The 25,254-nt window shown below is 72.7% G+C and carries 20 protein-coding genes and 1 pseudogene; 5 read left to right on the forward strand and 16 right to left on the reverse strand.

Features of this window, described 5'->3' with window-relative positions; all coding sequences use genetic code 11:
* Positions 1–213 precede the first annotated feature (213 nt).
* Entirely contained in the window at positions 214–906 is a 693-nt protein-coding gene (locus ABZ453_RS17885) for a metal-dependent transcriptional regulator (protein ID WP_359015902.1), read from the reverse strand.
* A gap of 227 nt (positions 907–1,133) precedes the next feature.
* On the opposite strand from ABZ453_RS17885, the gene ABZ453_RS17890 reads away from it, so the two are divergent.
* The gene (locus tag ABZ453_RS17890) at positions 1,134–1,889 is read left to right on the forward strand and encodes an SIS domain-containing protein (RefSeq protein WP_359015903.1); all 756 of its coding nucleotides are present in this window, start codon (positions 1,134–1,136) and stop codon (positions 1,887–1,889) included.
* Between the two features lie 208 nt (positions 1,890–2,097).
* Here the strand turns inward: ABZ453_RS17890 and ABZ453_RS17895 are convergent, their stop codons facing one another.
* The 3 genes from ABZ453_RS17895 to ABZ453_RS17905 all read right to left on the reverse strand — a co-directional run bounded on the left by ABZ453_RS17895 (position 2,098) and on the right by ABZ453_RS17905 (position 6,296).
* Entirely contained in the window at positions 2,098–3,504 is a 1,407-nt protein-coding gene (locus tag ABZ453_RS17895) for a PAS domain-containing protein (RefSeq protein WP_359015904.1), read from the reverse strand.
* Between the two features lie 137 nt (positions 3,505–3,641).
* Positions 3,642–4,463 (reverse strand): GNAT family N-acetyltransferase, encoded by an 822-nt coding sequence (locus tag ABZ453_RS17900; RefSeq protein ID WP_359015905.1) that lies wholly within the window; start codon positions 4,461–4,463, stop codon positions 3,642–3,644.
* 732 nt (positions 4,464–5,195) lie between these two features.
* Entirely contained in the window at positions 5,196–6,296 is a 1,101-nt protein-coding gene (locus ABZ453_RS17905; protein WP_359015906.1) for a citrate synthase 2, read from the reverse strand.
* A 277-nt stretch (positions 6,297–6,573) separates the two neighbouring features.
* Between ABZ453_RS17905 and pdxH the strand changes: the two genes are divergently transcribed.
* Complete coding sequence (pdxH, locus tag ABZ453_RS17910; protein WP_359015907.1) at positions 6,574–7,242, forward strand: pyridoxamine 5'-phosphate oxidase; 669 nt, start codon at positions 6,574–6,576, stop codon at positions 7,240–7,242.
* Between the two features lie 45 nt (positions 7,243–7,287).
* Here pdxH and ABZ453_RS17915 read toward each other — a convergent pair whose 3' ends face one another.
* From ABZ453_RS17915 to ABZ453_RS17950, 8 genes are read right to left on the reverse strand one after another with little or no spacing between them, the layout of a single operon-like run.
* Positions 7,288–7,953, reverse strand: a complete 666-nt coding sequence (locus ABZ453_RS17915; protein ID WP_359015908.1) for a TetR/AcrR family transcriptional regulator — start codon at positions 7,951–7,953, stop codon at positions 7,288–7,290.
* A complete protein-coding gene (locus ABZ453_RS17920; protein ID WP_359015909.1) occupies positions 7,941–8,675 on the reverse strand; it encodes an enoyl-CoA hydratase family protein in 735 nt (244 codons plus the stop codon). The genes ABZ453_RS17915 and ABZ453_RS17920 overlap by 13 nt, the downstream gene beginning before the upstream one ends.
* A complete protein-coding gene (locus ABZ453_RS17925) occupies positions 8,672–10,249 on the reverse strand; it encodes a 4-coumarate--CoA ligase family protein (RefSeq protein WP_359015910.1) in 1,578 nt (525 codons plus the stop codon). The genes ABZ453_RS17920 and ABZ453_RS17925 overlap by 4 nt, the downstream gene beginning before the upstream one ends.
* An 8-nt stretch (positions 10,250–10,257) precedes the next feature.
* Positions 10,258–11,388, reverse strand: coding sequence for an acyl-CoA dehydrogenase (locus ABZ453_RS17930; RefSeq protein ID WP_359015973.1), 1,131 nt, complete (start codon positions 11,386–11,388; stop codon positions 10,258–10,260).
* Positions 11,389–11,393: 5 nt separating this feature from the next.
* Positions 11,394–13,241: a biotin carboxylase N-terminal domain-containing protein gene (locus ABZ453_RS17935; protein ID WP_359015911.1), complete on the reverse strand. Its 1,848-nt coding sequence runs from the start codon at positions 13,239–13,241 to the stop codon at positions 11,394–11,396.
* A 17-nt stretch (positions 13,242–13,258) separates the two neighbouring features.
* Positions 13,259–14,857 (reverse strand): carboxyl transferase domain-containing protein, encoded by a 1,599-nt coding sequence (locus tag ABZ453_RS17940; RefSeq protein ID WP_359015912.1) that lies wholly within the window; start codon positions 14,855–14,857, stop codon positions 13,259–13,261.
* The gene (locus ABZ453_RS17945) at positions 14,854–16,533 is read right to left on the reverse strand and encodes an acyclic terpene utilization AtuA family protein (protein WP_359015913.1); all 1,680 of its coding nucleotides are present in this window, start codon (positions 16,531–16,533) and stop codon (positions 14,854–14,856) included. Before ABZ453_RS17945 ends, ABZ453_RS17940 begins: the two co-directional genes overlap by 4 nt.
* Positions 16,530–17,324 (reverse strand): TIGR03084 family metal-binding protein, encoded by a 795-nt coding sequence (locus tag ABZ453_RS17950; protein ID WP_359015914.1) that lies wholly within the window; start codon positions 17,322–17,324, stop codon positions 16,530–16,532. The genes ABZ453_RS17945 and ABZ453_RS17950 overlap by 4 nt, the downstream gene beginning before the upstream one ends.
* Positions 17,325–17,446: 122 nt before the next feature.
* On the opposite strand from ABZ453_RS17950, the pseudogene ABZ453_RS17955 reads away from it, so the two are divergent.
* The 3 genes and pseudogenes from ABZ453_RS17955 to ABZ453_RS17965 form a co-directional block, all read left to right on the forward strand.
* Positions 17,447–17,833 (forward strand): annotated as a pseudogene (locus tag ABZ453_RS17955) (DUF5753 domain-containing protein); the annotation flags it as partial.
* Positions 17,819–17,929 (forward strand): DUF397 domain-containing protein, encoded by a 111-nt coding sequence (locus ABZ453_RS17960; RefSeq protein ID WP_359015974.1) that lies wholly within the window; start codon positions 17,819–17,821, stop codon positions 17,927–17,929. The pseudogene ABZ453_RS17955 and the gene ABZ453_RS17960, both read left to right, overlap by 15 nt.
* A gap of 48 nt (positions 17,930–17,977) precedes the next feature.
* The gene (locus ABZ453_RS17965) at positions 17,978–18,721 is read left to right on the forward strand and encodes a class I SAM-dependent methyltransferase (RefSeq protein ID WP_359015915.1); all 744 of its coding nucleotides are present in this window, start codon (positions 17,978–17,980) and stop codon (positions 18,719–18,721) included.
* A 28-nt stretch (positions 18,722–18,749) separates the two neighbouring features.
* On the opposite strand, the gene ABZ453_RS17970 is transcribed toward ABZ453_RS17965, so the two are convergent.
* The 4 genes from ABZ453_RS17970 to ABZ453_RS17985 form a co-directional block, all read right to left on the reverse strand.
* Positions 18,750–20,981 carry a bifunctional serine/threonine-protein kinase/ABC transporter substrate-binding protein gene (locus ABZ453_RS17970; protein WP_359015916.1) on the reverse strand — a complete coding sequence of 744 codons (2,232 nt, stop codon included), beginning with the start codon at positions 20,979–20,981 and terminating at the stop codon, positions 18,750–18,752.
* Between the two features lie 24 nt (positions 20,982–21,005).
* Positions 21,006–23,231, reverse strand: a complete 2,226-nt coding sequence (locus tag ABZ453_RS17975) for a bifunctional serine/threonine-protein kinase/ABC transporter substrate-binding protein (RefSeq protein ID WP_359015917.1) — start codon at positions 23,229–23,231, stop codon at positions 21,006–21,008.
* Positions 23,228–24,115, reverse strand: coding sequence for a hypothetical protein (locus ABZ453_RS17980; protein WP_359015918.1), 888 nt, complete (start codon positions 24,113–24,115; stop codon positions 23,228–23,230). Before ABZ453_RS17980 ends, ABZ453_RS17975 begins: the two co-directional genes overlap by 4 nt.
* A 144-nt stretch (positions 24,116–24,259) precedes the next feature.
* Positions 24,260–25,192 carry an EamA family transporter gene (locus tag ABZ453_RS17985; RefSeq protein ID WP_359015919.1) on the reverse strand — a complete coding sequence of 311 codons (933 nt, stop codon included), beginning with the start codon at positions 25,190–25,192 and terminating at the stop codon, positions 24,260–24,262.
* Positions 25,193–25,254 lie beyond the last annotated feature (62 nt).

The raw sequence follows: 25,254 nt of genomic DNA on the forward strand, positions 1-25,254 counted from the left end.
CCGGCGCCACAAGGCGCCGGGGCCATCCACACGTCCGCGGCACATCCCTCTTCCCCCCTCGGTCATATGCCTCACGCGACAGCCTGGCACGCGATCCGGCCGAGCGCTCCGATTTCGGCGCACAGATTCCGGGCCGTGACCTCACCCCGCGCGGACCGGCACGACGCCCCTTTCGTCACACCGGTAGCGGAAGTCGTCAGCGGCCGGACGCCGTCAGCGCTTGGCGACGAAGACATGGGAGGCGACGTCCGCCTCCAGCTCGGCGGCCTCGCCGCCGCTGCCCACCAGCACACCGCCGGCCGACGCCGTCACGCTGACCACCGAGCCGGGCTGCACACCCGCGCGCCGCAGCGTGTACATCAGCTGCGCGTCCGTCTGGATCGGCTCGCCGATACGACGCACCACGACCGTCTTCCCGTCCGACCCCGGGTCCAGGTCCGCCAGCGACACCATGCCCTCGTCCAGGAACGGGTCCGCGCCGTCCTTCTCGCCCAGCTCCTCCAGGCCCGGGATCGGGTTCCCGTACGGCGACTCCGTCGGGTGCCGCAGCAGCTCCAGCACGCGGCGCTCGACGGCCTCGCTCATCACGTGCTCCCAGCGGCACGCCTCCGCGTGCACCTGCTCCCACTCCAGGCCGATCACATCGACCAGCAGACACTCCGCGAGCCGGTGCTTGCGCATCACGCGCGTGGCGAGGCGACGGCCCTCGTCCGTCAGCTCCAGATGCCGGTCGGCTGCCACGGCGACCAGTCCGTCCCGCTCCATCCGCGCCACCGTCTGGCTCACGGTCGGCCCGCTCTGGTCGAGCCGCTCGGCGATCCGGGCACGCATGGGGACCACACCTTCCTCCTCCAGCTCGAGGATGGTGCGGAGATACATCTCCGTGGTGTCGATCAGTCCGGACATACGTGCCCCTCGATGAGATCTGCCGGAAGCACGAGCAGCTTCCCGGCGCGTGCGCTGGCCCTGGAGTCAATTCTGACGCATACCACTGACAACCGTGCCGCGCCGTGGAAACGCGGGGCCCACGCCCTCGGCCAAGGGGCCTGCGCCGCCGTATTGACACGGCAGTGGTCCAGACCGCACGGTGATCCGCGACACAGCCGCCCCCACCCGCCCCGAAAGGGACCCGCATGAGCGACGCCACACTGGCCGACCAGTTCTTCGACGCCGCGATCGAGCTTCTGCGACGGGTCCGGGACGAGGAGGCGGAGGCCGTCACGGCGGCGGGCGCGCTGCTCGCCGACACCGTCGCCGACGGGGGCCGCCTCTTCGCCTTCGGCGCCGGCCACTCCTCGCTGCCCGCCCAGGACGTCGTCTACCGCGCCGGCGGGCTCGCCCTGATGAACCTGCTCGCCGTGCCCGGCGTCGTCGGCGTCGACGTCATGCCGGCCACGCTCGGCTCCGCCCTGGAGCGCGTCGACGGACTCGCGAGCGCCGTCCTGGACACCTCCCCGCTCCGCGCGGGCGACGCGCTGGTCATCATCTCCCTCTCCGGCCGCAACGCGCTCCCCGTGGAGATGGCCATGAAAGCCCGCGCCCTCGGCGTGAAGGTCATCGGCCTCACGTCCGTGGCGTACACGAGGGAGACGCGCTCCCGCCACGCTTCGGGCACCTACCTCAAGGACCACTGCGACATCGTCCTGGACTCCAAGATCGCCATCGGGGACGCCACCCTCACCCTGGACACCGTCCCGGCCCCCTTCGCCCCCGCCTCCACGGTCGTCACCAGCGCGATCATGCAGGCCGTGATGGCGACGGCAGCGGGGTCTCTGGCCGAGCGGGGCATCGAGCCCCCGCTGCTGAGGTCGGGCAACGTGGACGGCGGCCACGACTGGAACGGCAGGGTGATGACCGAGTACGCGGACCGCATCTTCTACCGGCGCTAAGCGCTCCGCTGGAAGTGCCGCGCTGTGCCGTCGGTCGTCCGCGGCGCCGTCGTGGCCGGTCGCGCCCGCGCGGCGGAGCCGCACATCGACCGCAGCCCCGCGCCCCTTCGGGGGCGCTACCGAACCGCTGCGGACTTCACCATGTCCGCTTGGAGCCGGCCGGCCGTTTGGATCCACCCGGCCCGCCGCCGGCCTCACACAGAATTGCCTAGCCCGCGTCCACAACCCCCGCCAGGTCCAGCACGGCGGCGATCCGGACGGCCACGTCCTCCGCGTACACGGCGTCGGCCCGCTCGAACTGGCTCCGCCCGCTCCCCCGCAGAAACGTCACCACTCCCAACGTCCGCCCCCGACTGCGCAACACCGCGCACAACGCGTGCACCACATCGGCGGGCCACTGCCGGGCCGCGGCCCACTCCCGCGCCTGCTCACCGCCGGCCGCTCCCACACTCGCCCGCACCGACCCCGCCCGCTCCACGCACTGCAACGCCGGATGCCCCTGCCCGTACCGCACGGGCAGCCCCGCCTTCCCGGTGAGCAGACTCGGCCCCGGCCCACCGGACGGCGTGGCGGCGACCCGTACCAACCGGACCGGCCCCTCCGCCGCCGCGTCGGCCACCGCGCCCCCGGCCACCCGGTCGATCAGCGCGTGATCGGCGAACCCGGCGAGCGCGAAGTCCAGATGGACCGTCGCCGCCTCCCGCGGATCCTCGCACTCGGCAGCCGCCCGCGCCGCCCGGTGCAACTGGATGGACCTGAACCGCAGCAGTGCCGCCTCCTGCTCGCCCTGCTTGCCCTCGGTCACGTCCTGGAAGAGCCATCCCACCCCGAGCGGCACCGGCTCCTCAGCGAGCGGTGAGGCCAGCCGTACGAACCCGCACCGCCAGCACCGCCGCTGCTCACCCTCCGCCGTGCGCACGCTCACCCAGATCTCGGCGGGCGCGGGCGGCGCACCCTCCGCCAGGACGTGCGTGAACGCGCTCTCCAACTCCTCGACGCCCTGCGCGAGCAGTTCCCCGAGCGGCCGCCCCAGAGCGGACGTACGCCCGATGCCCAGCGCCCGCGCGGCATGGGCGTTGACCACCGCCGGCCGCAGATCCGCGTCGACGAGCACGACACCCCAGCTGGCGTCCTCGAACAGCGCCTCGCTCAGCGCGATCGACCGCTCCAGATCGATCTGCGTGTGCACCTCGCTGAAGGCGCAGTAGACCCCCGCGGGCTTCCCGTCCGGCCCTCGTACGGCGGCCGACTGGGTCCGTACGAGCACCCGCCCGCCGTCCTTGGTCAGCAACGCGAACTCGTGCACCTGCCGCCCGGGGGCCTGCATGGCGGACATCAGCCGCCCCTCGACCTCCTCCGCGTCGGCCTCCCGCACGGCCCAGCCCGCGAATCCGTGCCGGCCCACCGCCTCGGCCGCGGTCCAGCCCAGAATCCGCTCGGCCTCGCGGTTCCAGTGGGTGACGACCCCGTCCGCGTCGAAGGCGCACAGCGCCGCGTCCATCCCGTCGAGCAGCGCGGCGAGCAGATCCGAGCCGTCTGGGCCCACGGGGCCGGCCCGCTCGGGCTCGTCCGGCCCGAGCTCATCGGTGGTCCCACTACGCCGGGAAGCACTCACCTGGACCCCCTGCCAGCTGCGTCCGCAGGTACGGCGCGTCGGTTCGCTCACTCGCAATCATCTAACTGGAACGTGACGCAGCACACACCGAGTTCCCCAAGATTGAGAGAATCGTTGCCGGCCACTCCCCTACACGATCACCCCTGACCCAGCCGAAGATCAACCCAGAGATCGCTCTCCCCGTCGAGCACGTACCGCTCCACCTCGACGAACCCGCGCCGTTCGGCGAACCGCAGCCCGTCCTCGTTGGCCGCCAGCACGCACGTCTCCACGCCCTTGGCCCCCAGCACACGCGCGTGCGCGAGCCCCCTCTCGTACAGGGCGGTCCCGAAGCCGCGCCCCCGGTACTCGGGCAGCACACGCGCGATGACGGTCGCCACCGCGCCCTCCCCCTCCGGCGGCCGCACGGTGGAACACCCCACGAGCACGTCCCCGAGATACGCGTTCTCCATCCGACAACGCCCGAGCCGCCCCCGCGCATCGTCCAGGGACATGGCGGCGGGCGGCACGACGGCGTTGTGCACGTCCCGCCACTCCTCCAGCATGTCCTCCCCGTGCACGGCCTCGATCCGCAGCGTCCTGCGCCGCGCGTACACCTCGACCTCGATCCGCATCCGGGGGTCGGCCAGCCCGCACACCATCATCGTCGCCGCCGGCCGCACCTCACCGAAGACCCGGCGCAGCACGGGCCAGCACGGCTCGAAGTCCTCCCGCTCCGGCAACAGATAACGCACCCGAACGACATCCTCGAATCCACAACCGGCCCGCCCCAGCGCGTCCCCGATATTGCGCAGACACTGCTCGGCCTGCTCGACGACGTCCTCGGAGATCGTCATGGCCGCGTAGTCGAACCCGGTGGTCCCGGACACATGCACCCAGTCCCCGTCCACCACGGCCCGCGCATACCCGATCCGCTCCTCGAACACCGAACCACTGAGAATCGCGCGTCGCTGTGTCATGCGCCGAAAGCTAGGTGAGCTGCGGAGATACGTCCATCGCTTTCGGGGCGTGCGCTAGCACGAAGATCGCTCCAGCGTTCGACAAATCCTCTGTCGGGCACCTTGATCGCGAAGCCGGCGATGTGATCGTGCGGTTCCCCAGGCAGGTGCTGGTCGTCAAGGCCACAGGCCGGGGCTCCTACGCCCGCACAACCCCGGACCGATTCGGTTTCCCCCGCCTCCGTCGAGCCCGCGCCAAGATGCACTTCGGTTACGTGACCGGCGACCTTGTACGAGCCGCCATGCCCTCCGGCAAGTGGGCGGGTACATGGACCGACCGTATCTCCGTCCGAGCCAGAGGGCAGCACAGCCTCACAACGCCGAAGGGACGGATCAACGTTTCCCACTGGCATCTGCGGCTCCTGCAGCGGGGAGACGGATACGGGCACAGCCTTACGCCGGAGTCCATGGCGTCAACATCCCGAAAAAACGGTTGAACCGTGCCCGGGCTCTTCCTAATGTGTGGCGCAGCACAGGAAGGAGGTGATCGGGTAAATGAGTGAAACCCGGACGCGTGAGGTGACTGCGGGCTAGCGGCTCGCCACCACACCGAGTGCGGTGCCGGACCAGCACGTGAGCGAAACGTGCAGCCGGCCCAATCCCAAGCAGTCACCCGACCCGCGAGCTCGCCGGTACGTCCGGCCGGCTCCTTCGCTGAGGCGGAGGGACCAGAGCTCGCGGGTCGTCTGCGTTTCAGCGGGCGATGCCGTCGTACCCCTCGATCTCGCGCGGGCTGCGGGCCGCCGGGCCCACGTACCGTGCCGACGGCCGCACCAGCCGGCCCGTCCGCTTCTGCTCCAGGATGTGCGCCGACCAGCCGGCCGTACGCGCGCACGTGAACATCGACGTGAACATGTGCGCCGGGACCTCGGCGAAGTCCAGGACGATCGCCGCCCAGAACTCGACGTTGGTCGCCAGCACCCGGTCCGGCCGGCGGGCGTGGAGCTCCGCGAGGGCCGCCTTCTCCAGGGCCTCGGCGATCTCGAAGCGCGGCGCGCCCAGCTCGCGGGCGGTACGGCGCAGCACGCGCGCGCGGGGGTCCTCGGCGCGGTACACGCGGTGCCCGAAGCCCATGAGCCGCTCGCCGTTGTCGAGGGCCTGCTTGACGTACGCCTCTGCGTCCCCGGTCCGCTCGATCTCCTCGATCATGTGCAGCACCCGGGAGGGCGCTCCGCCGTGCAGCGGGCCCGACATGGCCCCCACGGCGCCCGAGAGCGCGGCGGCGACATCGGCGCCGGTGGAGGCGATCACCCGGGCCGTGAACGTGGACGCGTTCATGCCGTGCTCGGCGGCGGAGGTCCAGTAGGCGTCGACGGCGGCGACGTGCTTCGGGTCCGGCTCGCCCCGCCAGCGGATCATGAACCGCTCGGTGATGGAGTGCGCCTTGTCGATCTCCCGCTGCGGCACCATCGGCAGGCCCTGGCCGCGCGCCGACTGGGCGACGTACGACAACGCCATGACGGCGGCCCGGGCCAGGTCCTCGCGGGCGTCGTCGGCGTCGATGTCGAGCAGGGGTTTGAGGCCCCACACGGGCGCGAGCATGGCCAGCGCCGACTGGACGTCCACCCGGATGTCACCGGAGTGCACGGGGATCGGGAACGGCTCGGCGGGCGGCAGACCGGGATTGAAGGCGCCGTCGACCAGCAGCCCCCAGACATTGCCGAACGAGACGTGACCGACCAGGTCCTCGATGTCGACGCCCCGGTACCGCAGGGCGCCGCCCTCCTTGTCCGGTTCGGCGATCTCCGTCTCGAACGCGATGACTCCTTCGAGTCCGGGTACGAAGTCGGACATCAGGCGGCTCCTCGTGTGTGTGCGGCTCTGGCGGCCCGGCCCGTCGGATCCCCGGCGGCTCGTGCGACTCGCGGTCCTGGCGGCCACCCTGGTGATGCCCCGCGCGGTTGGTCGTTCAACCGGAACGGCATCAGCACGATATCTCCGAGTGCCACTTTTGGGGAGGGTTCACGGCACTCAGTGCCACTTCGCTGAGCGCTTCGGTGCCACTTCGGTGCTCATTCGGTGCCGCGGAGGCGCTTCGTCGCGGCACTCATGCGTACGGCAAGATGACCGCGTGACCGACCGAGACGCCGTCCCCCTCGATCCCGCCGCGATGCGCAAGCAGTACCGGGCCGAGGGCCTCGCCGAGTCCGAGCTGGCCGCCACGCCCGTGGAGCAGTTCGCGCACTGGTTCGCGCAGGCCGCGACCGAGGCCCATCTCTTCGAGCCGAACGCCATGATCGTCTCCACGGCGAACGCCCAGGGCCGCCCCAGCTCGCGGACCGTGCTGCTGAAAGGGTTCGACGAGCAGGGCTTCGTCTTCTACACCAACTACGACTCGCGCAAGGGCCGCGACCTCGCCGAGAACCCGTACGTCTCGCTGCTCTTCCCCTGGCACCCCATGGCCCGCCAGGTCATCGTCAGCGGCGTCGGCCGCCGCACCGGCCGCGACGAGACCGCGGCCTACTTCCGCAGCCGCCCGCACGGTTCCCAGCTCGGCGCCTGGTCCAGCGCCCAGTCCAGCGTGATCCCCTCCCGCGCCGAACTCGACGCCTCCTACGCCGAACTCGCGGCCCGCTACCCGGAGGGCGAACAGGTGCCGGTGCCGCCGAACTGGGGCGGCTTCCGGGTGGCCCCGGAGACGGTGGAGTTCTGGCAGGGCCGCGAGAACCGCCTGCACGACCGGCTGCGCTACGTGGCGGAGCCGGACGGAAGCTGGCGCGTGGAACGGCTCAGCCCCTAGCGACCCGGCCGCGCTCGGCCCCTGGCGTCCGGACCCGGCCCGCGCTCAGCCGCCGGCGGGTCCGTCCCCGGTGGCTCGGCCGCCGTCAGCCGCGTCTCCGAGGACCCGGTCCAGGATCTCCGCCCACTGCCCCACCACCCGCTCCCGCCGCCCGGTGTCGTCCGTCAGGAGGTTGGCGAGGCCGAGGCCGCGGGCCATGTCCAACAGGCCCTGGACGGTTTCGCGGACGCCGGGGCGGGATTCGTCGGCGTTCAGGAGCTCGATGGCGATGCGGTGGGTCTCGCGGCCGACGTGGGATTCCAACTCGGTGACCCGGGGACGGAGTTGGTCCTCGTTGGAGGCGGCGACCCAGAGGTGGAGGGCGGCGCGGAAGAGGGGGCCGGTGTAGAGGTCGACGAGGGCGGCCACGACGACCCGGCGGTCCGCGGCGCCCTGGGGGAACAGGGCGCGCAGGGCGGTGGAGCGTTCCTCGGCGACGTACTCCACCGCCGCCGTGAACAGGTCCTCGCGGGTGGGGAAGTGGTGCTGGGCGGCGCCCCGGGAGACGCCGGCGCGTTCGGCGACGACGGTGACCGTGGAGCCGGCCCAGCCGTGTTCGGCGAGGCAGGCCACGGCGGCTTCCAGGAGCCGTTGCCGGGTGGCCCGGCTGCGGTCCTGCTTGGGCACGCGCTCGGCGCGTTCCTCGCGCTGGTCGGTGGTCACAGCACCCATAGGGGATCCCGTCGTTCCAGAAAGGCCGTCATTCCCTCACGGGCCTGCGGGGAGGCGAAGAGCCGGGCGGAGAGCGCGGTGAGGTCGGCCGCGTCCCGGTCGAAGGCCTCCAGGACCCTGGCCGTGAGTAGTGCCTTCGTCTCGGCCAGTCCTTGGGGCGCGGCCCGGCGCAGGCCGTCGAGGACGGGTTCGAGTACGGCGTCCACGTCGTCCCCGGCGGCCGTGAGCAGGCCGATGCGAGCGGCCTCGGCGGCGTCGAGGCGTTCGCCGGTGAGGTAGTAGCGGGCGATGGCGCGCGGGTCGGTGCGGGGCAGGATCGGCAGGGAGATGACGGCGGGGGCCACGCCGATGCGGACCTCGGTGAAGGCGAACGTGGAGTCGGTGGAGGCGGCCGCGATGTCGCAGGCGGCCAGCAGTCCGAGGCCGCCGGCGCGGACGTGTCCGGTGACCCGGGCGACGACCGGTCTGCGCAGTTCGACGATCTGCCGCAGCAGCCCGACGAGGGCGTCCGGGGGCGGTGGGTCGCGCAGGTCGGCGCCCGCGCAGAAGGTGTTGCCGGTGTGGGTGAGGACGACCGCGCGGACGTCGCTGTCCTTGGCGCAGTCGGTGAGTGCGCCGGCGAGTTCGCCGACCAGGGCGGCGGAGAGCGCGTTGCGGTTGGCGGTGGAGTCGAGGCTGAGGGTCTCGACGCCCCGCGCGCGGGTACGTCCGATCAGCGTCATGCGCGCTCCCTGGGTTCCCGCAGCTGTCGGCGGAGGATCTTGCCGCTGGCGGCCCGGGGGACGCCGTCGATGAAGGTGACCTGGCGGACGCGCTTGTAGGGGGCGACGCGTTCGGCGACGTACATCATCACCTCGCCCTCCGAGAGGTCGGTGGCGGTGGGCTGGCGGACCACGAAGGCGTGCGGGACCTCGTTGTTGTCGTCGTTGTAGACACCGATGACGGCGGCGTCGGCGATGCCGGGGTGGGTGAGCAGCAGTGCCTCGAGTTCGGCGGGGGCCACCTGGAAGCCCTTGTACTTGATGAGTTCCTTGACCCGGTCCACGACGAACAGCCAGCCGTCGGCGTCCACATGGCCGACGTCGCCGGTGTGCAGCCAGCCGTCGGCGTCGATCATGGCGGCGGTGGCGTCGGGGCGGCCCAGGTAGCCCTTCATGACCTGGGGGCCGCGGATGAGGATCTCGCCGGACTCGCCGACACCGAGGTCCTTGTCGGGGTCGTCGAGGGAGACGATCCGCATCTCGGTGCCGGCGATGAGCTTGCCGACGGTGCCGGGCGGGGCGTCCGGCATGGCCTCGCGGGGGACGACGTGGGTGCCGGGGGACAGTTCCGTCATGCCGTACGCCTGGCCGACGGGCGGCAGGCCGAGCCGCCGGGAGCAGGCCGCGGCGAGGTGGGCGTCCAGGGGGGCGGCGGCGCTGAGGATGTACCTCAACGACGACAGGTCGTACTGGTCGACCGCTGGGTGCTTGGCGAGGGCGAGGACGATCGGCGGAGCGACGTACAGGCCGGTGATGCGGTGGTTCTGGATGGCGGCGAGGAAGGTGTCGAGGTCGAAGCGGGGCAGGACGACGACGGTGGCGCCGAGCCGCAGGGGCGCGTTCATGAGGGCGGTCAGGCCGTAGATGTGGAAGAACGGCAGGACGGCGAGGATGCGCTCGCCCGGTCCGGCCGGCATGACGGACTCGAGCTGGGCGAGGTTGGTGGCGATCTGCCGGTGGGTGAGCATCACGCCCTTGGGGATGCCGGTCGTCCCGGAGGAGTAGGGCAGCGCGGCGACGTCCTCGGCGGGGTCGATGTCGACGGCCGGTTCGGGGGCGGCGGAGGCCAGCATGTCGATGAGGGAGCGGTGACCGGGCGCGCTGTCGCAGACGAAGATCTCCCGTACTCCGCCCGCGAGTTCGGCCGCCCGGCGCGCGGCCTGAAGCAGCGGGGAGACGGTGACGATCCAGCGGGCCGCCGAGTCCCCCAGCTGCTTGGCGAACTCCTCGGGCGTGGCGAGCGGGTGCACGGTGGTGACGGAGGCACCCGCGCGCGTGGCGGCGTAGAAGGCGGTCGGGAAGGCGATGGTGTTGGGGCTGTGCAGGGCGAGTACGTCGCCCTTGCGGACGCCGGCCTCGGCGAGCCCGGCCGCGACGCGACGGTGGAAGCGGTCGAGTTGTTCGTAGGTGAGGGTGGTGCCGTCGGTCCCGTCGATCAGGGCGGGAGCGTCACCGTACTGGGCGGCTCGGCCGAGAACCGCGTCGTGGATGGGCAGGTCGACGGCCGCCACATCGGCGTACTCGCTCCGGAACACGGTTCCTCCTAGTACGACTTGGGCAGGCCCAGGGTCTGGTGGGAGACGTAGTTGAGAATCATCTCCCGGCTCACCGGAGCAATACGAGCCACGCGCGAGGCGGTTATCAACGAGGCGAGCCCGAATTCCCGGGTGAGGCCGTTGCCGCCGAGGGTGTGCACGGCCTGGTCGACCGCCCGCACGCACGCCTCCCCCGCCGCGTACTTCGCCATGTTCGCCGCCTCGCCCGCGCCGACGTCGTCCCCGGCGTCGTAGAGGTGGGCTGCTTTCTGCATCATCAGGCGGGCGAGTTCGAGGTCGATGTGGGCCTGGGCGAGGGGGTGGGCGATCGCCTGGTGGGCGCCGATGGGGGTGTTCCAGACGGCGCGGTCGCGCGCGTACTCGACGGCGCGCCCGAGGGCGTAGCGGCCCATGCCGATCGCGAAGGCGGCCGTCATGATCCGCTCGGGGTTGAGGCCGGCGAACAGCTGCAGGAGACCGGCGTCCTCGTCGCCGACCAGGGCGTCGGCGGGCAGCCGTACGTCGTCCAGGACCAGTTCGAACTGCTTCTCCGCGGCCTGGAGTTCCATGTCGATCTGGCGTCGGGTGAAGCCTTCGGCGTCGCGCGGGACGATGAAGAGGCAGGGCTTGAGGCGGCCGGTGCGAGAGTCCTCGGTGCGGCCGACGATGAGGGTCGCGTCGGCGATGTCGACCCCGGAGATGAAGACCTTGCGGCCGGTGAGCAGCCAGTCGCCGGTGTCGGGGTCGCGGCGGGCGGTGGTGGTGATGCGGTGGGAGTTGGATCCGGCGTCGGGTTCGGTGATGCCGAAGGCCATGGTGCGGGTGCCGTCGGCGAGGGCGGGGAGCCAGGCGTGTTTCTGGGCGTCCGTGCCGAAGCGGGCGATCACCGTGCCGCAGATCGCCGGGGAGACGACCATCATCAGCAACGGGCAGCCGGCGGCGCCGAGTTCTTCGAGGACGATGGAGAGTTCGGCGATCCCGCCGCCTCCGCCGCCGTACTCCTCGGGGAGGTTGACGCCCAGGTAGCCGAGCTTGGCCGCCTCGGACCAGAGGTCCTCGCGGACGTAGTCCCGGCCGTGGCGCTTGCCGAGGGCGGCGACGGCGGCTCGCAGGGCCTTGTGTTCCTCGGTCTCGATCATGACGCTCACTGCTCCTCCTCCACGACGGCCAGCAGCGCGCCGACCTCCACCTGCCGGCCTGTGGTCACGTGGAGGGCGCTGAGCCTTCCCGTGACGGGTGCCGCGATCTTGTGTTGCATCTTCATCGCCTCCAGCCACAGCAGGGCCTCCCCGGCCCGTACGGCGGCTCCTACGGCCAGTCCCTCGGCCACCTTCACGACCGTTCCCGGCATGGGGGCCAGGAGGGAGCCGGGGGCGTGCTGGGCGGTGGGGTCGGGGAAGCGGGGCAGGGCCGTGAGCGCCGTGGCGTTCACGTACACCTCGTCGCCGTACCTCGACACCGCGAACCTGCGCTGTACGCCGTCCACTTCGAGTACGACGAGGTCGGGGGCGGCGTGCACGACCCGGACCCCGTCCGCCGCCAGGCCGCCCCCGCGCGTGTGCCGGTAGTGGACCTCGTGCTCCTCGTCCCCCGCCGCGTAGCGCTTGACCTGCGGCTGGGAGGGGACGTTGCGCCAGCCGCCGAAGCGGGAGCCGCCCGCGCGGGCGTCGGCGAGGGCGGCGGCCAGGGGGGCGTGCGGGTCGGGGGCCGGTTCGGTGAGGGCGGCCAGGTGGCGGTCGTAGAAGCCCGTGTTCATGCGGGCCGCGGTGAACTCCTCGTGGCGCAGGGAGCGGATCAGCAGGTCGCGGTTGGTGGTGGGGCCGTGGACCGTGGCGCGTTCCAGGGCTCCGGCGAGTCTGCGGACCGCCTCCGCGCGCGTGGGGGCGTGGGCGACGGCCTTCGCGAGCATCGGGTCGTAGTGGACGCCGATGGTGTCGCCGTCTTCGTAGCCCGTGTCCAGGCGGATGCCGGGGACGGCGAGGCGGTGCAGGGTGCCGGTCTGCGGGGACCAGTCCCGCGCGGGGTCCTCGGCGTAGAGGCGGGCCTCGACGGCGTGGCCACGCGCGCGTGGCGGTTCGCCGTCGAGGGCGTGTCCCTCGGCGACCCGGAGTTGCAGCGCGACCAGGTCGATGCCGAACACGGCCTCGGTGACCGGGTGTTCCACCTGGAGGCGGGTGTTCATCTCCAGGAAGTGCGCCTTGTCGTCGGCGACGAGGAACTCCACCGTGCCCGCGCCGACGTACGAGACGGCGCGCGCGGCGCGCACGGACAGCGCGCGCAACTCCTCTTCGAGCGCCTCGGAGAGCCCGGGCGCGGGCGCCTCCTCGATCACCTTCTGGTGGCGCCGCTGGAGGGAGCAGTCGCGCGTACCCAGCGCCCACACGGTGCCGTGCGCGTCGGCGAGCACCTGCACCTCGACATGGCGGCCGTTCTCGACGTACGGCTCGACGAACACCTCGCCGTCTCCGAAGGCGCTCGCGGCCTCGGCACGCGCGCCCTCCAGAGCGGCGCCCAGCTCCTCAAGACGGCGCACGACCCGCATCCCGCGCCCCCCGCCGCCCGCGGCCGCCTTCACCAGCACCGGCAGGTCGGCCTCGGTCACCTCGGCCAGGGGCGCGAGCCCCATCAGCTCCTTGGCGCGGGTCTTGGACGCCATGGCTTCGATGGCGGACGGGGGCGGCCCGATCCAGACCAGGCCGGCGTCGAGGACCGCCCGCGCGAAGTCGGCGTTCTCGCTCAGGAAGCCGTAACCGGGGTGCACGGCGTCCGCGCCCGCGGCGATCGCCGCCTTCACGATCAGGTCGCCGCGCAGATACGTCTCCGCGGGTGCCGCGCCCGGCAGCCGTACCGCCGCGTCGGCCACGCGCGCGTGGAGCGCGTTCTCGTCGGCGTCGGAGTGCACCGCGACCGTCCGGATGCCCAGCTCGCGGCAGGTGCGGAAGATCCGGCAGGCGATCTCGCCCCGGTTGGCGACCAGTACGGAAGTGATCATGGAAGTCACTGGATCCCTCACATCCGGAAGACGCCGAAGCCGCCGCGCGCACCTTCGTACGGCGCGGTGTGGACGGCCGACAGACACAGGCCGAGGACGGTGCGGGTGTCGCGCGGGTCGATGACGCCGTCGTCGTACAGCCGCCCCGACAGGAACATCGGCAGCGACTCCGACTCGATCTGCTGCTCCACCATGGCCCGCAGGGCGGCGTCGCCGTCCTCGTCGTACGGCTGCCCCTTCGCGGCCGCCGACTGCCGGGCGACGATCGACAGGACGCCGGCGAGCTGCTGCGGGCCCATGACGGCCGACTTGGCGCTCGGCCAGGCGAACAGGAAGCGGGGATCGTACGCACGCCCGCACATGCCGTAGTGCCCGGCGCCGTAGGAGGCGCCCATCAGCACCGACAGATGCGGGACCCGGCTGTTGCTCACCGCGTTGATCATCATCGCGCCGTGCTTGATGATCCCGCCCTGCTCGTACTCCTTGCCGACCATGTAGCCGGTGGTGTTGTGCAGGAAGAGCAGGGGGATGTCGCGCTGGTTGGCGAGCTGGATGAACTGGGCCGCCTTCTGGGACTCCTCGCTGAAGAGCACCCCCTGGGCGTTCGCCAGGATGCCGACCGGATAGCCGTGCAGGGTCGCCCACCCGGTCGCCAGGCTCGTCCCGTACAGCGGCTTGAACTCGTCGAAGTCGGAGGCGTCGACGATCCGGGCGATGACCTCGCGCGGATCGAAGGGGATCTTCAGGTCCCCCGGGACGATGCCCAGCAGCTCGTCGGCGGAGTACTTGGGGGGCTCGGCCGGCCCCGGATCGGCGTGCGCCTTGCGGTGGTTGAGGCGGGCGACCACCCGCCGTGCCTGCCGCAGCGCGTCGGGTTCGTCGACGGCGAAGTAGTCCGCGAGTCCCGACACGCGTGCGTGCATCTCGGCACCGCCGAGGGACTCGTCGTCGCTCTCCTCACCGGTGGCCATCTTCACCAGGGGCGGCCCGCCGAGGAAGACCTTGGCGCGCTCCTTGACCATGATCACGTGGTCGGACATGCCGGGGATGTACGCGCCCCCCGCCGTCGAGTTGCCGAAGACGACCGCGACGGTCGGGATCCCGGCCGCCGAAAGCCGCGTCAGATCCCGGAAGATGGCGCCCCCGGGGATGAAGATCTCCTTCTGGGACGGCAGATCGGCGCCGCCCGACTCCACCAGGCTGATGCAGGGCAGACGGTTGGCGAGGGCGATGTCGTTGGCCCGCAGCGCCTTCTTCAGCGACCAGGGATTGCTGGCACCGCCGCGCACGGTCGGGTCGTTGGCGGTGATCAGACACTCCACGCCCTCCACCACCCCGATGCCGGTGACGAGCGAGGCACCGACGGTGTACTCGCTGCCCCAGGCGGCCAGCGGCGACAGCTCCAGGAAGGGCGAGTCCGGATCGAGCAGCAGCTCGATCCGCTCACGCGCCAGCAACTTCCCCCGCTTGCGGTGCCGTTGGACGTACTTCTCACCGCCGCCCGCCAGCGCCTTCGCGTGCTCGGCCGTCAGGTCGGCGAGCTTGGCCAGCATGGCCTCGCGGTTGGCCCGGTAGTCCGGACCGGCGATGTCCAGGCCGGATTCGATGACGGTCACAGCAGGACCTCCGGGATGTCCAGGTGGCGGGAGCGCAGCCATTCGCCGAGCGCCTTGGCCTGCGGGTCGAAGCGGTGCTGGGCGGCGACGCCCTCCCCGAGGATCCCCTCGACCACGAAGTTCAGGGCGCGCAGGTTCGGCAGGACGTGCCGGGTGACGGGCAGTTCGCCGGCTTCGGGGATCAACTCCCGGAAACGGTCCACCGTCAGCTCATGGACGAGCCACCGCCAGGCCTCGTCCGTCCGCACCCACACCCCCACGTTGGCGTTCCCGCCCTTGTCCCCACTGCGGGCCCCGGCGAGGAGCCCGAGCGGAGCACGGCGCAGGGGCCCGGCGGGAAGCGGTTCCGGCAGTTCTACGGCCGGTGGATCGTCGAGTACGAGGGTGTCGTGGGCCGGCGCCACCGGCTCCCGGCGCCCGTCGTGGAGGACGGCCACCTGGTCGACGGCACCATGGGGGACGTACACATCCTCGAAGACCCCGTAGGGCGAACCCTTTCCGGGTGGGGCCAGCACATGGAACCCCGGGTAGCTGGCCAGCGCCAGCTCGACGGCGGCCCCGCTCAGCGCCCGCCCCACCGCCTCCTGGTCCGGGTCCCGCACCACGAGCCGCAGCAGCGCGCTCGCCGTCTCCTCGGTGGACGCGTCGGGCCGGTCGGTGCGCGCCACCTCCCAGCGCGCATCGGCGACCTTGCTCACCGCCGGCTCCATCTGCTCCCGCACCAGCGCGGCCTTGGCCTCGATGTCGAGGCCGGTCAGGACGAAGACGACCTCGTTGCGGAAGCCGCCGAGCCGGTTGAGGCCGACCTTGAGGGTCGGCGGCGGTGCCTCACCGCGCACCCCGTCGATCCGCACCCGGTCCGGCCCGTCCTGGGTGAGCCGTACGGTGTCCAGCCGGGCGGTGACGTCCGGCCCCGCGTACCGGGCGCCCCCGGTCTCGTACAGCAGCTGCGCGGTGACGGTCCCGACGTCGACGAAGCCGCCGGTGCCGGGATGCTTGGTGACGACGGAGCTGCCGTCCTCATGGATCTCGGCGAGGGGAAACCCGGGCCTCCGGACGTCACGACCCCCCTCCGTGAAGAAGGCGTAGTTGCCGCCGGTGGCCTGCGTCCCGCACTCCAGGACATGACCGGCGACAACGGCCCCCGCGAGCCGGTCGTACTCCCCCGGTCCCCATCCGAAGTGGGCGGCGGCAGGCCCGGTGACCAGCGCGGCGTCCGTCACGCGCCCGGTGACGACGACGTCCGCGCCCTCCCGCAGACAGGCGGCGATCCCGAAGCCGCCGAGGTAGGCGTGGGCGGCGAGGCTGCTCGGGTGGACGGCGGTGAGGTCGTCGCCCTCGACATGGGCGATCCGCACAGGGATGCCGAGCCGGTCCGCCAACTGCCGTACCCGATCCGCCAGTCCGGCGGGATTGAGCCCGCCCGCGTTGACGACGATCTTCACCCCGCGCGCGTGGGCGAGCCCCAGACACTCCTCCAGCTGCCGCAGAAAGGTACGGGCGTATCCGGCGCCGGGGTCCTTCAGCCGGTCCCGCCCGAGGATCAGCATGGTCAGCTCGGCCAGATAGTCCCCGGTCAGCACGTCCAGCTCGCCACCGGTGAGCATCTCGCGCATGGCGTCGAAACGGTCGCCGTAGAAGCCGGAGGCGTTGCCGACGCGCAGGGCCGCCGTCATGCGCCCTCCCCCTTGCGCGGGCGCCCGGCACCCGGCGGCCCGGCGAAGGCCTGGGCGATGTCCAGCCAGCGGTCGGCGTCGGGGCCGACGGCTTCGAGGGCGAGGTCGGCGCGGTGGGCGCGCTGGGTGACGAGGAGGCAGAAATCCAGGGCGGGGCCGGTGACGCGGTCGTCCGCGTCCTCGGGGCCGTAGAGCCACAACTCCCCCGATGGCGCGGCGAGTTCCACGCGGAACTCCTCGAACGGCACGGGAAGCCCGTGCACGCCGAAGGCGAAGTCGCGGGTGCGGACGCCGAGGCGGACGATGTGCCGGAGCCGGTCGGTGGGGGTGCGCTTCACGCCGAGGGCGTCGGCCACGTCCATACCGTGGGCCCAGGTCTCCATGAGACGGGCGGTGGTCATGGAGGCGGTGGACATGGGCGGCCCGTACCAGGGGAAACGGGCGCCCTCGGGTGCGGAGCGCAGGGCCTCCTCCAGCGCCTCGCGTCCGGCACGCCAGTCAGCGAGCAGCCGCTCGGGCGGCTTCCCGGCTCCCTCCTCCGCGCCGTTGTCGACGAAGTCGCCGGGTGCGGCCAGCGCCTGCTCGACCTCGCGGGAGAATGCCTCCCGATCGGTCACCGCCAGCACCGAGGAGTGATCGGTCCAGGCGAGGTGGGCGATCTGGTGGGCGATGGTCCAGCCTGGTGCGGGAGTCGCGAGCGCCCATTGCTCCGGGCTCAACTCGGCCACGAGCCGGTCGAGTTCCTCGCTCTCCGCACGCAGATCGTCGATGACGGGCGTCGGGTCGGCCATGGGGCGAGCATGGCAGGGGGCCCAGAAACAAGCAAGCGTGCTTGCATTAATTTGCCGGTTTTCCACAACCCGGGATCTCTGCGCAGTCGTTCAGTTACTCTGCGTGATGGGAGGTGGTGGCCGTGCATATCCGCGAACTTGATCCCGGCGCGTCACCCTTGGACTACTACGGCTACGAGCTGCGCCGGGTTCGGGAGGCGGCGGGACTGACGCAGAAATCACTCGGGTCGATCGTGTTCTGTACGGGGTCGTTGATCGGCCAGATCGAGACGACGGGGTATCTCTCGACGTATCAGTGCCAGTTGATCTACGGGCTGCTGCAGACGGAGGAGTACGCACGAGCCGTGATCGGGGTGGAGCACTCGGACCGGCTCGACGAGTTGGTGGCGGCGCGACTCGATCGCCAACGCATCCTGGAGCGGGAGGAGCCGCCCGTGCTGTGGGTGGTGCTGGACGAAGCCGTGCTGCACCGGGAGATCGGCGGCCGGCAGGTCATGCGGGCCCAACTCCGCGACTCCAAGAACCCCTCCGCCGGGGTCCTCACCCTCGGCCCGGCCGCCTTCTCCGCCTTCGTTCGCGGAGCCTCCGGGAAGTCTCGCTGCTGAAGCGAAATTCGCGCGCGCCGTCCACCGTCCCCGCAGTACCGTCCCCCGGTGATCGATGAGGACGGTTACTTCGGGGAGTCCGTCGCGGCGGGGTATGACGAGTCATCGGCGGATATGTTCGCAGCGGCGCGGCTGGATCCGGCCGTGGACCTGCTGGCCGAGCTGGCCGGGAGCGGGCGGGCGCTGGAGCTCGGCATCGGCACGGGACGGGTCGCTCTGCCGCTCGCGCGGCGCGGTGTCGAGGTGCACGGCATCGACATGTCCCGGGCGATGGTGGAGCGGATGCGGGCGAAGCCGGGAGGTCAGGCGATCGGCGTGACCATCGGGGACTTCGCGACAGCCCGGGTGGAGGGCAGCTTCTCGCTGGCGTACCTGGTCTTCAACACGATCATGAACCTCACCTCGCAGGACGCCCAGGTCGACTGTTTCCGCAACGTCGCCGAGCACATGGAACCCGGCGGCCGCTTCGTCGTCGAGGTCGGCGTCCCCGATCTGCGCAGGCTGCCGCCCGGGCAGAACGCCGTGCCGTTCCATGTCGGGGACGGACGGCTCGGGTTCGATCTCTACGACGTCGCCACCCAGTCGATGAGCTCGCACCACGTACGGGTCGACGGGGAGGGCCACGGCTCGTATCTCGCCGTCCCCTTCCGCTACGTCTGGCCCTCGGAGCTCGACCTGATGGCACGGCTGGCCGGGATGCGGCTGTGCGAGCGGTGGGACGGGTGGACGCGGGAGCCCTTCACGAGCGAGAGCCGGCAGCACGTGTCGGTGTGGGAGAAGACCGCAGGCTGACCCGCCTGCCGGCCTCCTCAGCCCAGGTTCAGGTCGTGCCGCCGAGGTCGCCGGCGCGGGCCACGAAGCGAGCCGCGCCGCCTGTCACCTCGTAGAGGAACTCGCCGCTGTCCTCGGCCGCCTCGAAGAACTGGGAGTCCGGGTCGTAGCGGACGCTGCGGGTGATGCCCTGCCAGGGGCGGCGCAGGAGTTCGGAGCGCAGGGCGGCGCGGGCCTCGTCGCCGGCGGCGGTCAGGCCGTGGGCGGCGAAGCGTACGGCGTCGTAGGCCTCGGCCGCCCAGGGGGCGGGGGCGGAGCCGTAGCGGTCGCGGTGGGCAGCGGCGAACTTCGCGGTGCGCGGATCGACGGCGGCGTCCGTGTACGCCGTGCCCACCCGCCAGCCCTCGGCCGCCGCGAGGAACCGGCCGCCGAGCACGTGCTCGGTGGCCACCCGCGCGCCCCGGTGCCCCGCCTCCCGCAGCTCGCGGGCACAGGCGGCGGCGCGGTCGGGACGTACGCCCGCGAAGAGGACCGCGTCGTCGGGGCGGGCGGCGATGCGCCGGGCGGTCGCCGTGAAGTCCCGGCCGGCGGCGACCTCCTCGACCGTGGTGGCGCCGGCGAGCTTCCCGTAGACGGTGACGATCCGGACCGTCTGCAGTGCGTCCACGGCGTCGGTCAGGTCGTGGACGACCACCGTGCGGGAGGGTCTCACCACCCGGTTCAGATAGCGCAGGATCGCGGGTGGCCCGGCGGTTCTCGTGGAGCGCAGCAACAGCGTGGTGGTCTCGTTGACGCCGTCCAGCTGGTCGGTGTCGGCGCGGGTGACCAGCAGAGTCACCCGGTCCCGGGTGCACACGGGGACGGCCGCCGGCACGGTCGTGTTCGTTCCGGCGCCGATCACCACGGTCACCTCCGGGTCGGCGGCCAGCGCGGTGGCGGTGGCGGCGGAGCTCCGGGCGGTGCCGCCGTCGTCGGCTGTGCGCAGGGCGAGGGTGAAGGGCCGGGAGGGGTTCCGGTTGTGCTGGTCGACGGCGAGGCGGGCACCGCGTTCATGGGCCGTGAACGCGGGGTCGGACCGGTCTCCCAGCAGGGCCACCACCCGCCGGGGACGCCGAGCGGAGCCGGCCGGGGCGGAGGGGGCGGGGCGGCCCCACCGCCACCACCAGGTGCCCGCGCCGGCCGCCGAGACGCCGAGGACCGCGCCCGAGGCGGCCAGCAGACGCCGACGGGTGGTGGGTGCCCCCGCCGCGAGGCCCGTCGCGTCGCCCCGCGTCCCGGCGTCGGACCTCTTTGCGTCGGGCCTCTTTGCGTCGGACCTCTTTGCGTCGGACCTCTTTGCTCCCGGCCCCCCGGCGTCCGGCACCTCGGCGTTCGCGGGAGGGCCGTCGGCGACGGTGGCGTCCGGCACCGGCAGGTCGAGGACCCGCGCGGCCCTGGCGGCGACCAGGGCGGGCAGCCCCTCCGGCAGCCAGAGCCGCTCGTCGAACGGCCCCAGCCTGTCCCGGAGTTCGGCGATGCCCGGCCGCTGTTCCGGATCCTTGGACAGACACGGCCGGACGATCCCGGCGAGTCCGTCGGGCAGACCGTCCAGGTCGGGTTCCTCGTGCACGGTCCGGTACAGCACGCCCGCGGCCCCGCCGGAGCCGAACACCGGCCGGCCGGTGGCCGCGTGCGCAAGGACACAGCCCAGGGAGAACACGTCGCTCGGCGGGCCGACGGTGCGCCCGCGTGCCTGCTCCGGTGAGAGGTAGCCGGGCGAGCCGATGACGGACCCGTCCGCGGTGAGCGCGGTCGCCCCGACCGCGCGGGCGATCCCGAAGTCGATCAGCCGCGGCCCGTCGGCGGCGAGCAGGATGTTCGCCGGTTTCACGTCCCGGTGGACCAGTCCGCAGGCGTGCACCCCGTCGAGGGCCTCCGCCAGCGCGGCGCCCAGCGAGAACAGATGCGTCTCGGGCCAGGGGCCGTGCCGGGCGACCGCCTCCGCGAGGGAGGGACCGGGCACGTAGGCGGTGGCCAGCCACGGGGAGCGGGCCTCGGCGTCGGCCGCGACGACGGGCACGGTCCAGCGGCCCGTCAGCCGCGCCGCGAGTTCCGCCTCCCGCCGGAAGCGGGCCCGGAAGCCGGGATCGTCGGCGTGCTCGGAGCGGATCGACTTCAGCGCGCACCAGGTCCCGAGCGGGGAGCGCGCCAGGTAGACCACGCCCATGCCGCCCGCGCCGAGCCTGCCCACCAGCCGGTACCCGCCGATCACGGACGGGTCGGAGGACAGGAGCCGTTCCATGCCGTGCGCCCTCCGATTCCGCCGTCAGCCCTGGGCCTTGCTCGCGCGGTGCAGGTCCCCGATCGACCCCACCTGCCGGAAGCGCCCGTCGTGGACCACGTGCACGAAGGTGCTCTCCTCCCAGCCGTCCGAACCCGCCTGGTACTGGTGGTAGTCCCCGAAGGCGTAGGTCTTCGCGATGCCCCGGTACCTGGCCTTCGCCAGCCGCTCGCCGAGTTCGGCCCGCACCGGGCGCCCGCCCGCCCCGGCCGGCACCGTGCGGGCGAACTCGGTGAGCAGCATCCGTACCGTGTCGTACGCCTCGGCGGCGTGCGGCTCCGGGACGGCGCCGTAGCGCCTGCGCCAGGCGGCGGTGAAGTCGCGTGCCCTCTTCGACGTCAGTACGGAGGCATCCACGGCGGAGTCGACCACGTACCAGCCCTCGCCAGCGGCGCCCGCCAGGCGCGGGAAGTCCGAGCCGTACAGCAGGTGCTGCATCCAGCGGGGGCCCCGGAAACCGGCCGCGGCCAGGTCCCGGGAGGCGCGGACCGTGGCGTCCAGCGGGCCCAGATAGGCGAAGGCGGTGACGTCGGACGTGAGCAGTGAACGCACCGTCGCCGGGCCGTCGCCGGTGTCCTCCGCCACGACCCTGGGCACGACCGCGCCGCCGAGGGTGTCCCGCCACTGGCTGACCAGCAGGCTGCCCTGGTCCTGGACGGCGGTGCCGCCGGACCGGTCGAGGACCACGCCGATCCGGCCCAGCTGCTTGGTCAGCAGGGCGTGCAACCCGATCAGGCCGCCGAGCACGGTGTGCGGAGTGCCGGTCTGGAAGGTCGACGTGGGCGAGGTGACGAAGTAGTCCTGCTGGCCCGTGGTGCTGGAGACGTTGGTCAGTCCGGCCTGTCCGTAGACGGCCGACGCCGTCCGCATCGGGATCTCGCCGACCGGCCCGAACACGGCGACCACGGCGCGGTCCGCGGTGAAACGTCCGGCGACCTGCTGGGCGCTCGCCGCGTCGCCGCCATCGCGCAGGACCCGCACCTCCAGGTCGTAGGCGCGGCCGGCGGTGGCGTTGTGCTGGGCGACCGCGAGCCGGGCCGCGCGCTCGCAGGGCCGGCTGAGGAGGGCAGCGGAGGCGCCCGTCGTGCTGTGCACGCCCAGGACGTGGACGGGGCGAGTGGCGGTCGGGGTCTTCCTCCCGTCGTCGCGGGTGGCGAGCAGTGCGGCGGCCGTCCCGCCGCCCGCGGCCAGCACCAGGGCCCCGCCGGCCAGCAGCAGCCGGCGGCGTCCCGGACGGCGGGCGGCGTCCTCGGGGCCGCCGTCCGTCTCCGGGCGGGTCGCACCGGGCTCGTCGAGGGCCGTGGGCTCGATCTCGGGCAGCGCGAGCCCTTCGGCGGAGCGTACGGCGATCATGCGGGCGACCGCGTCGGGAAGCCAGCCACCCCCGTCCGACCCGTCCGCCCCGTCCTCGGGCGCGGCGAGCAGCCGCCGCAGTTCCTCGGCGGTCGGTCTCTGAGCCGGGTCCTTGGCCAGGCAGCGGGCCACGAGGGCACGCGGGCCGTCCTCGATCCCGTCGAGGACGGGTTCGTCGTGGACGGTGCGGTAGAGCATGGCCTCCGGCTCGCCGGTGCCGAAGGGCGGGCGGCCGGTCAGCGCGTAGGTCAGGACACCGCCCAGCGCGAAGACGTCGCTCGCGGGGCCGGCCGGTTCGCCGCGGGCCTGCTCCGGGGCGAGGAAACCGGGGGTGCCGACCACCAGGCCGGAGGCGGTCAGGGCGGTGTCGTCCTCGGCGCGGGCGACACCGAAGTCGATCAGCCGCGGCCCGTTTAGGGCCAGCAGGACGTTGCCCGGTTTGACGTCCCGGTGCACGAGTCCGGCCGTGTGCAGGCCCGCGAGGGCCTCGGCCAGCAGCCGGCCGAGGGTCCGCGCGGCGGACGACGGCAGGGGGCCGTGCGCGCCGACCGCCTCGACGAGCGAGGGCCCGGGGACGAACGCGGTCGCGAGCCAGGGCTCGTCCGCCTCGGCGTCCGCGCCGAGCACCGGCACCACCCAGGGGCTCGCCACCCGCCGGGCCAGCTCGGCCTCCCGCGCGAAGCGGGCCCGGAAGGCGGGGTCCCCGGCACTCCCGCCCCGGATCACCTTGACCGCGGCGAGCGTCCCGGCCTCGTCGCGGCCCAGGTAGACGACGCCCATACCGCCCGCGCCGAGCCGTCGCAGCAGCCGGTACCCGGCGATGCGGGAGGGGTCGGAGGGCCTCAGCGGTTCGCTCATCGCGTGCCCTCCGTACCGACGCCGGCCGCCGCGGAGGCGCCCGCGCCCGCCGTCGCGCCCGCGTGGTTCCCGTACCGGCGGTCGATCCCGGCGGCGGTCAGGCCCACCCCCTGCCCCACGTTCCCGGAGACCTCGGTGTTCTCGTCCTTGCCGCGGCCCGCGCCGAGGCGGTCGGTGGCGGCCACCGTGACCGGACCGAGCCGGTACTTGTACCAGTCGAAGGGAAGGGCCCCTTTCTCGCCGTCCACGAAATACTCCCCGCTCTCCGTCAGGTCGTCGTCGGCGATGGAGTTGCGCGCCTCGGAGAAGGGATCGGCACGCGAGTACAGGCCGCGCACCCGCTCGGTGTCGTTCAGCTGCTGCTGCGGACAGCGCAGCGCCTCCTCCAGGGACACGGCCATGTCACGGCGTGCCGAGACGGTGTCCCTGTGCACGGTGACGGTCAACGACACGTGCACCGGCCCCTTGCCGCCGTGCGCGGGGAGGACGAACCTCCTGGTGAGACTGGCCAGTGCGGTGGCGGGCAACGGCCGGCGGTGCCACACGCAGTCCTGTCCGAGCACGGCCCACTCGGCGGGATCGCTCTCGTACGGCTCGTCCTTGCGGAACCCGATGCCGAAGTAGTCAGGCCGCACGGTGATCCCGCGCACGAAGGCGATCGCCTCCGCGCGGGTCCGGGGTGCCCGGCCCTCGGCCACCGTGTAGGGCTCGTCGGTGGCGGGGGCGGAAGCCGAGGAGGACGGCCCCGGACCGGCCTCGGCGCCCGTGATCCGCCCCGCTTTCGGCGTCCCGCCGGCCGATGCGTTCCCGGCCGCCCCACCCGTGCATCCCGCCAGCAGCAGCGTCCCCGCCACCACGGCCAGGACCGGTCTCCACTCCGCCATCCCAGCTCCCCGTCCGTATGGCTGTTCCCCTTGGAGGCAGTGTGACCCACCAAGGCATATGCCGACACCAACTGGGGCTACCTGGAACGGAGTTGGCACATACACGCCCCTCCGGGAGGCGTGTGGGGACGGTGTGGCGGGACCTCAGGAGACCGTCGCCTCGGGCAGCGCCGCCTTCCCCCGCCCCACCTGCGTCCTGACCGCCCCCATGCTCGCGCCGATGACCAGGGCGATCGCCGCCGCCTGGACGGGGCTCAGGGTCTGGCCGAGGATGAGGAAACCGGCCGTCGCCGCGAGGGCCGGCTCCAGGCTCATGAGGATCGCGAAGGTGGGCGCGGGCAGGCGGCGCAGGGCCAGGAGCTCCAGGGTGTACGGCAGGACCGACGACATGATCGCCACCGCGGAGCCCAGCGCGATCGTCACCGGGTCCGCCAGCTTCGTACCGGACTCGGCGATCCCCAGCGGCAGCATCAGCAGCGCCCCCACACCCATCGCCAGCGCCAGCCCGTCCGCCTGCGGGAAGCGGCGGCCCGTGCGGGCGCTGAAGACGATGTACGCCGCCCACATGGCCCCCGCGCCCAGCGCGAAGGCGACGCCCACCGGGTCGAGGGCGCCGAAGTCACCGCCGCCGAGCAGGAACACGCCCGCGAGGGCGAGCGCGGCCCACACGGCGTTGATCAGGCGGCGGGAGGCGAGGACGGAGAGGGCGAGCGGGCCGAGGACCTCCAGGGTGACCGCCGCGCCGAGCGGGATGCGGTCGACGGCCTGGTAGAACAGGCCGTTCATGGCGCCCAGGGTGACACCGAAGGCGAGCACCGTGCCCCAGTCGGTGCGCGAGTGGCCGCGCAGCCGGGGACGGCAGACCAGCAGCAGGATCACGGCCGCGGCGAGCAGGCGGAGGGTCACCACACCCAGCGCGCCCGCCCTCGGCATCAGGTTCACCGCCAGCGCCGCGCCGAACTGCACGGAGATGCCGCCCGAGAGCACCAGGCCGATCGGGCCGAGCGAACCCCGGCCGCGCGGGGCCGCGGAGGCGGACGTCGTCGGCGAGGAAGTCGTCGTGCTGGGCGTGGTCACGGGCGGTCCAGGTGATCGGCTCGGGTTCGTTCAGCGTGCTGCACTGCAAGGTCTACGGTAAT

The organism is Streptomyces sp. NPDC005799 (assembly GCF_040630525.1).
Taxonomy (GTDB): domain Bacteria; phylum Actinomycetota; class Actinomycetes; order Streptomycetales; family Streptomycetaceae; genus Streptomyces; species Streptomyces griseorubiginosus_B.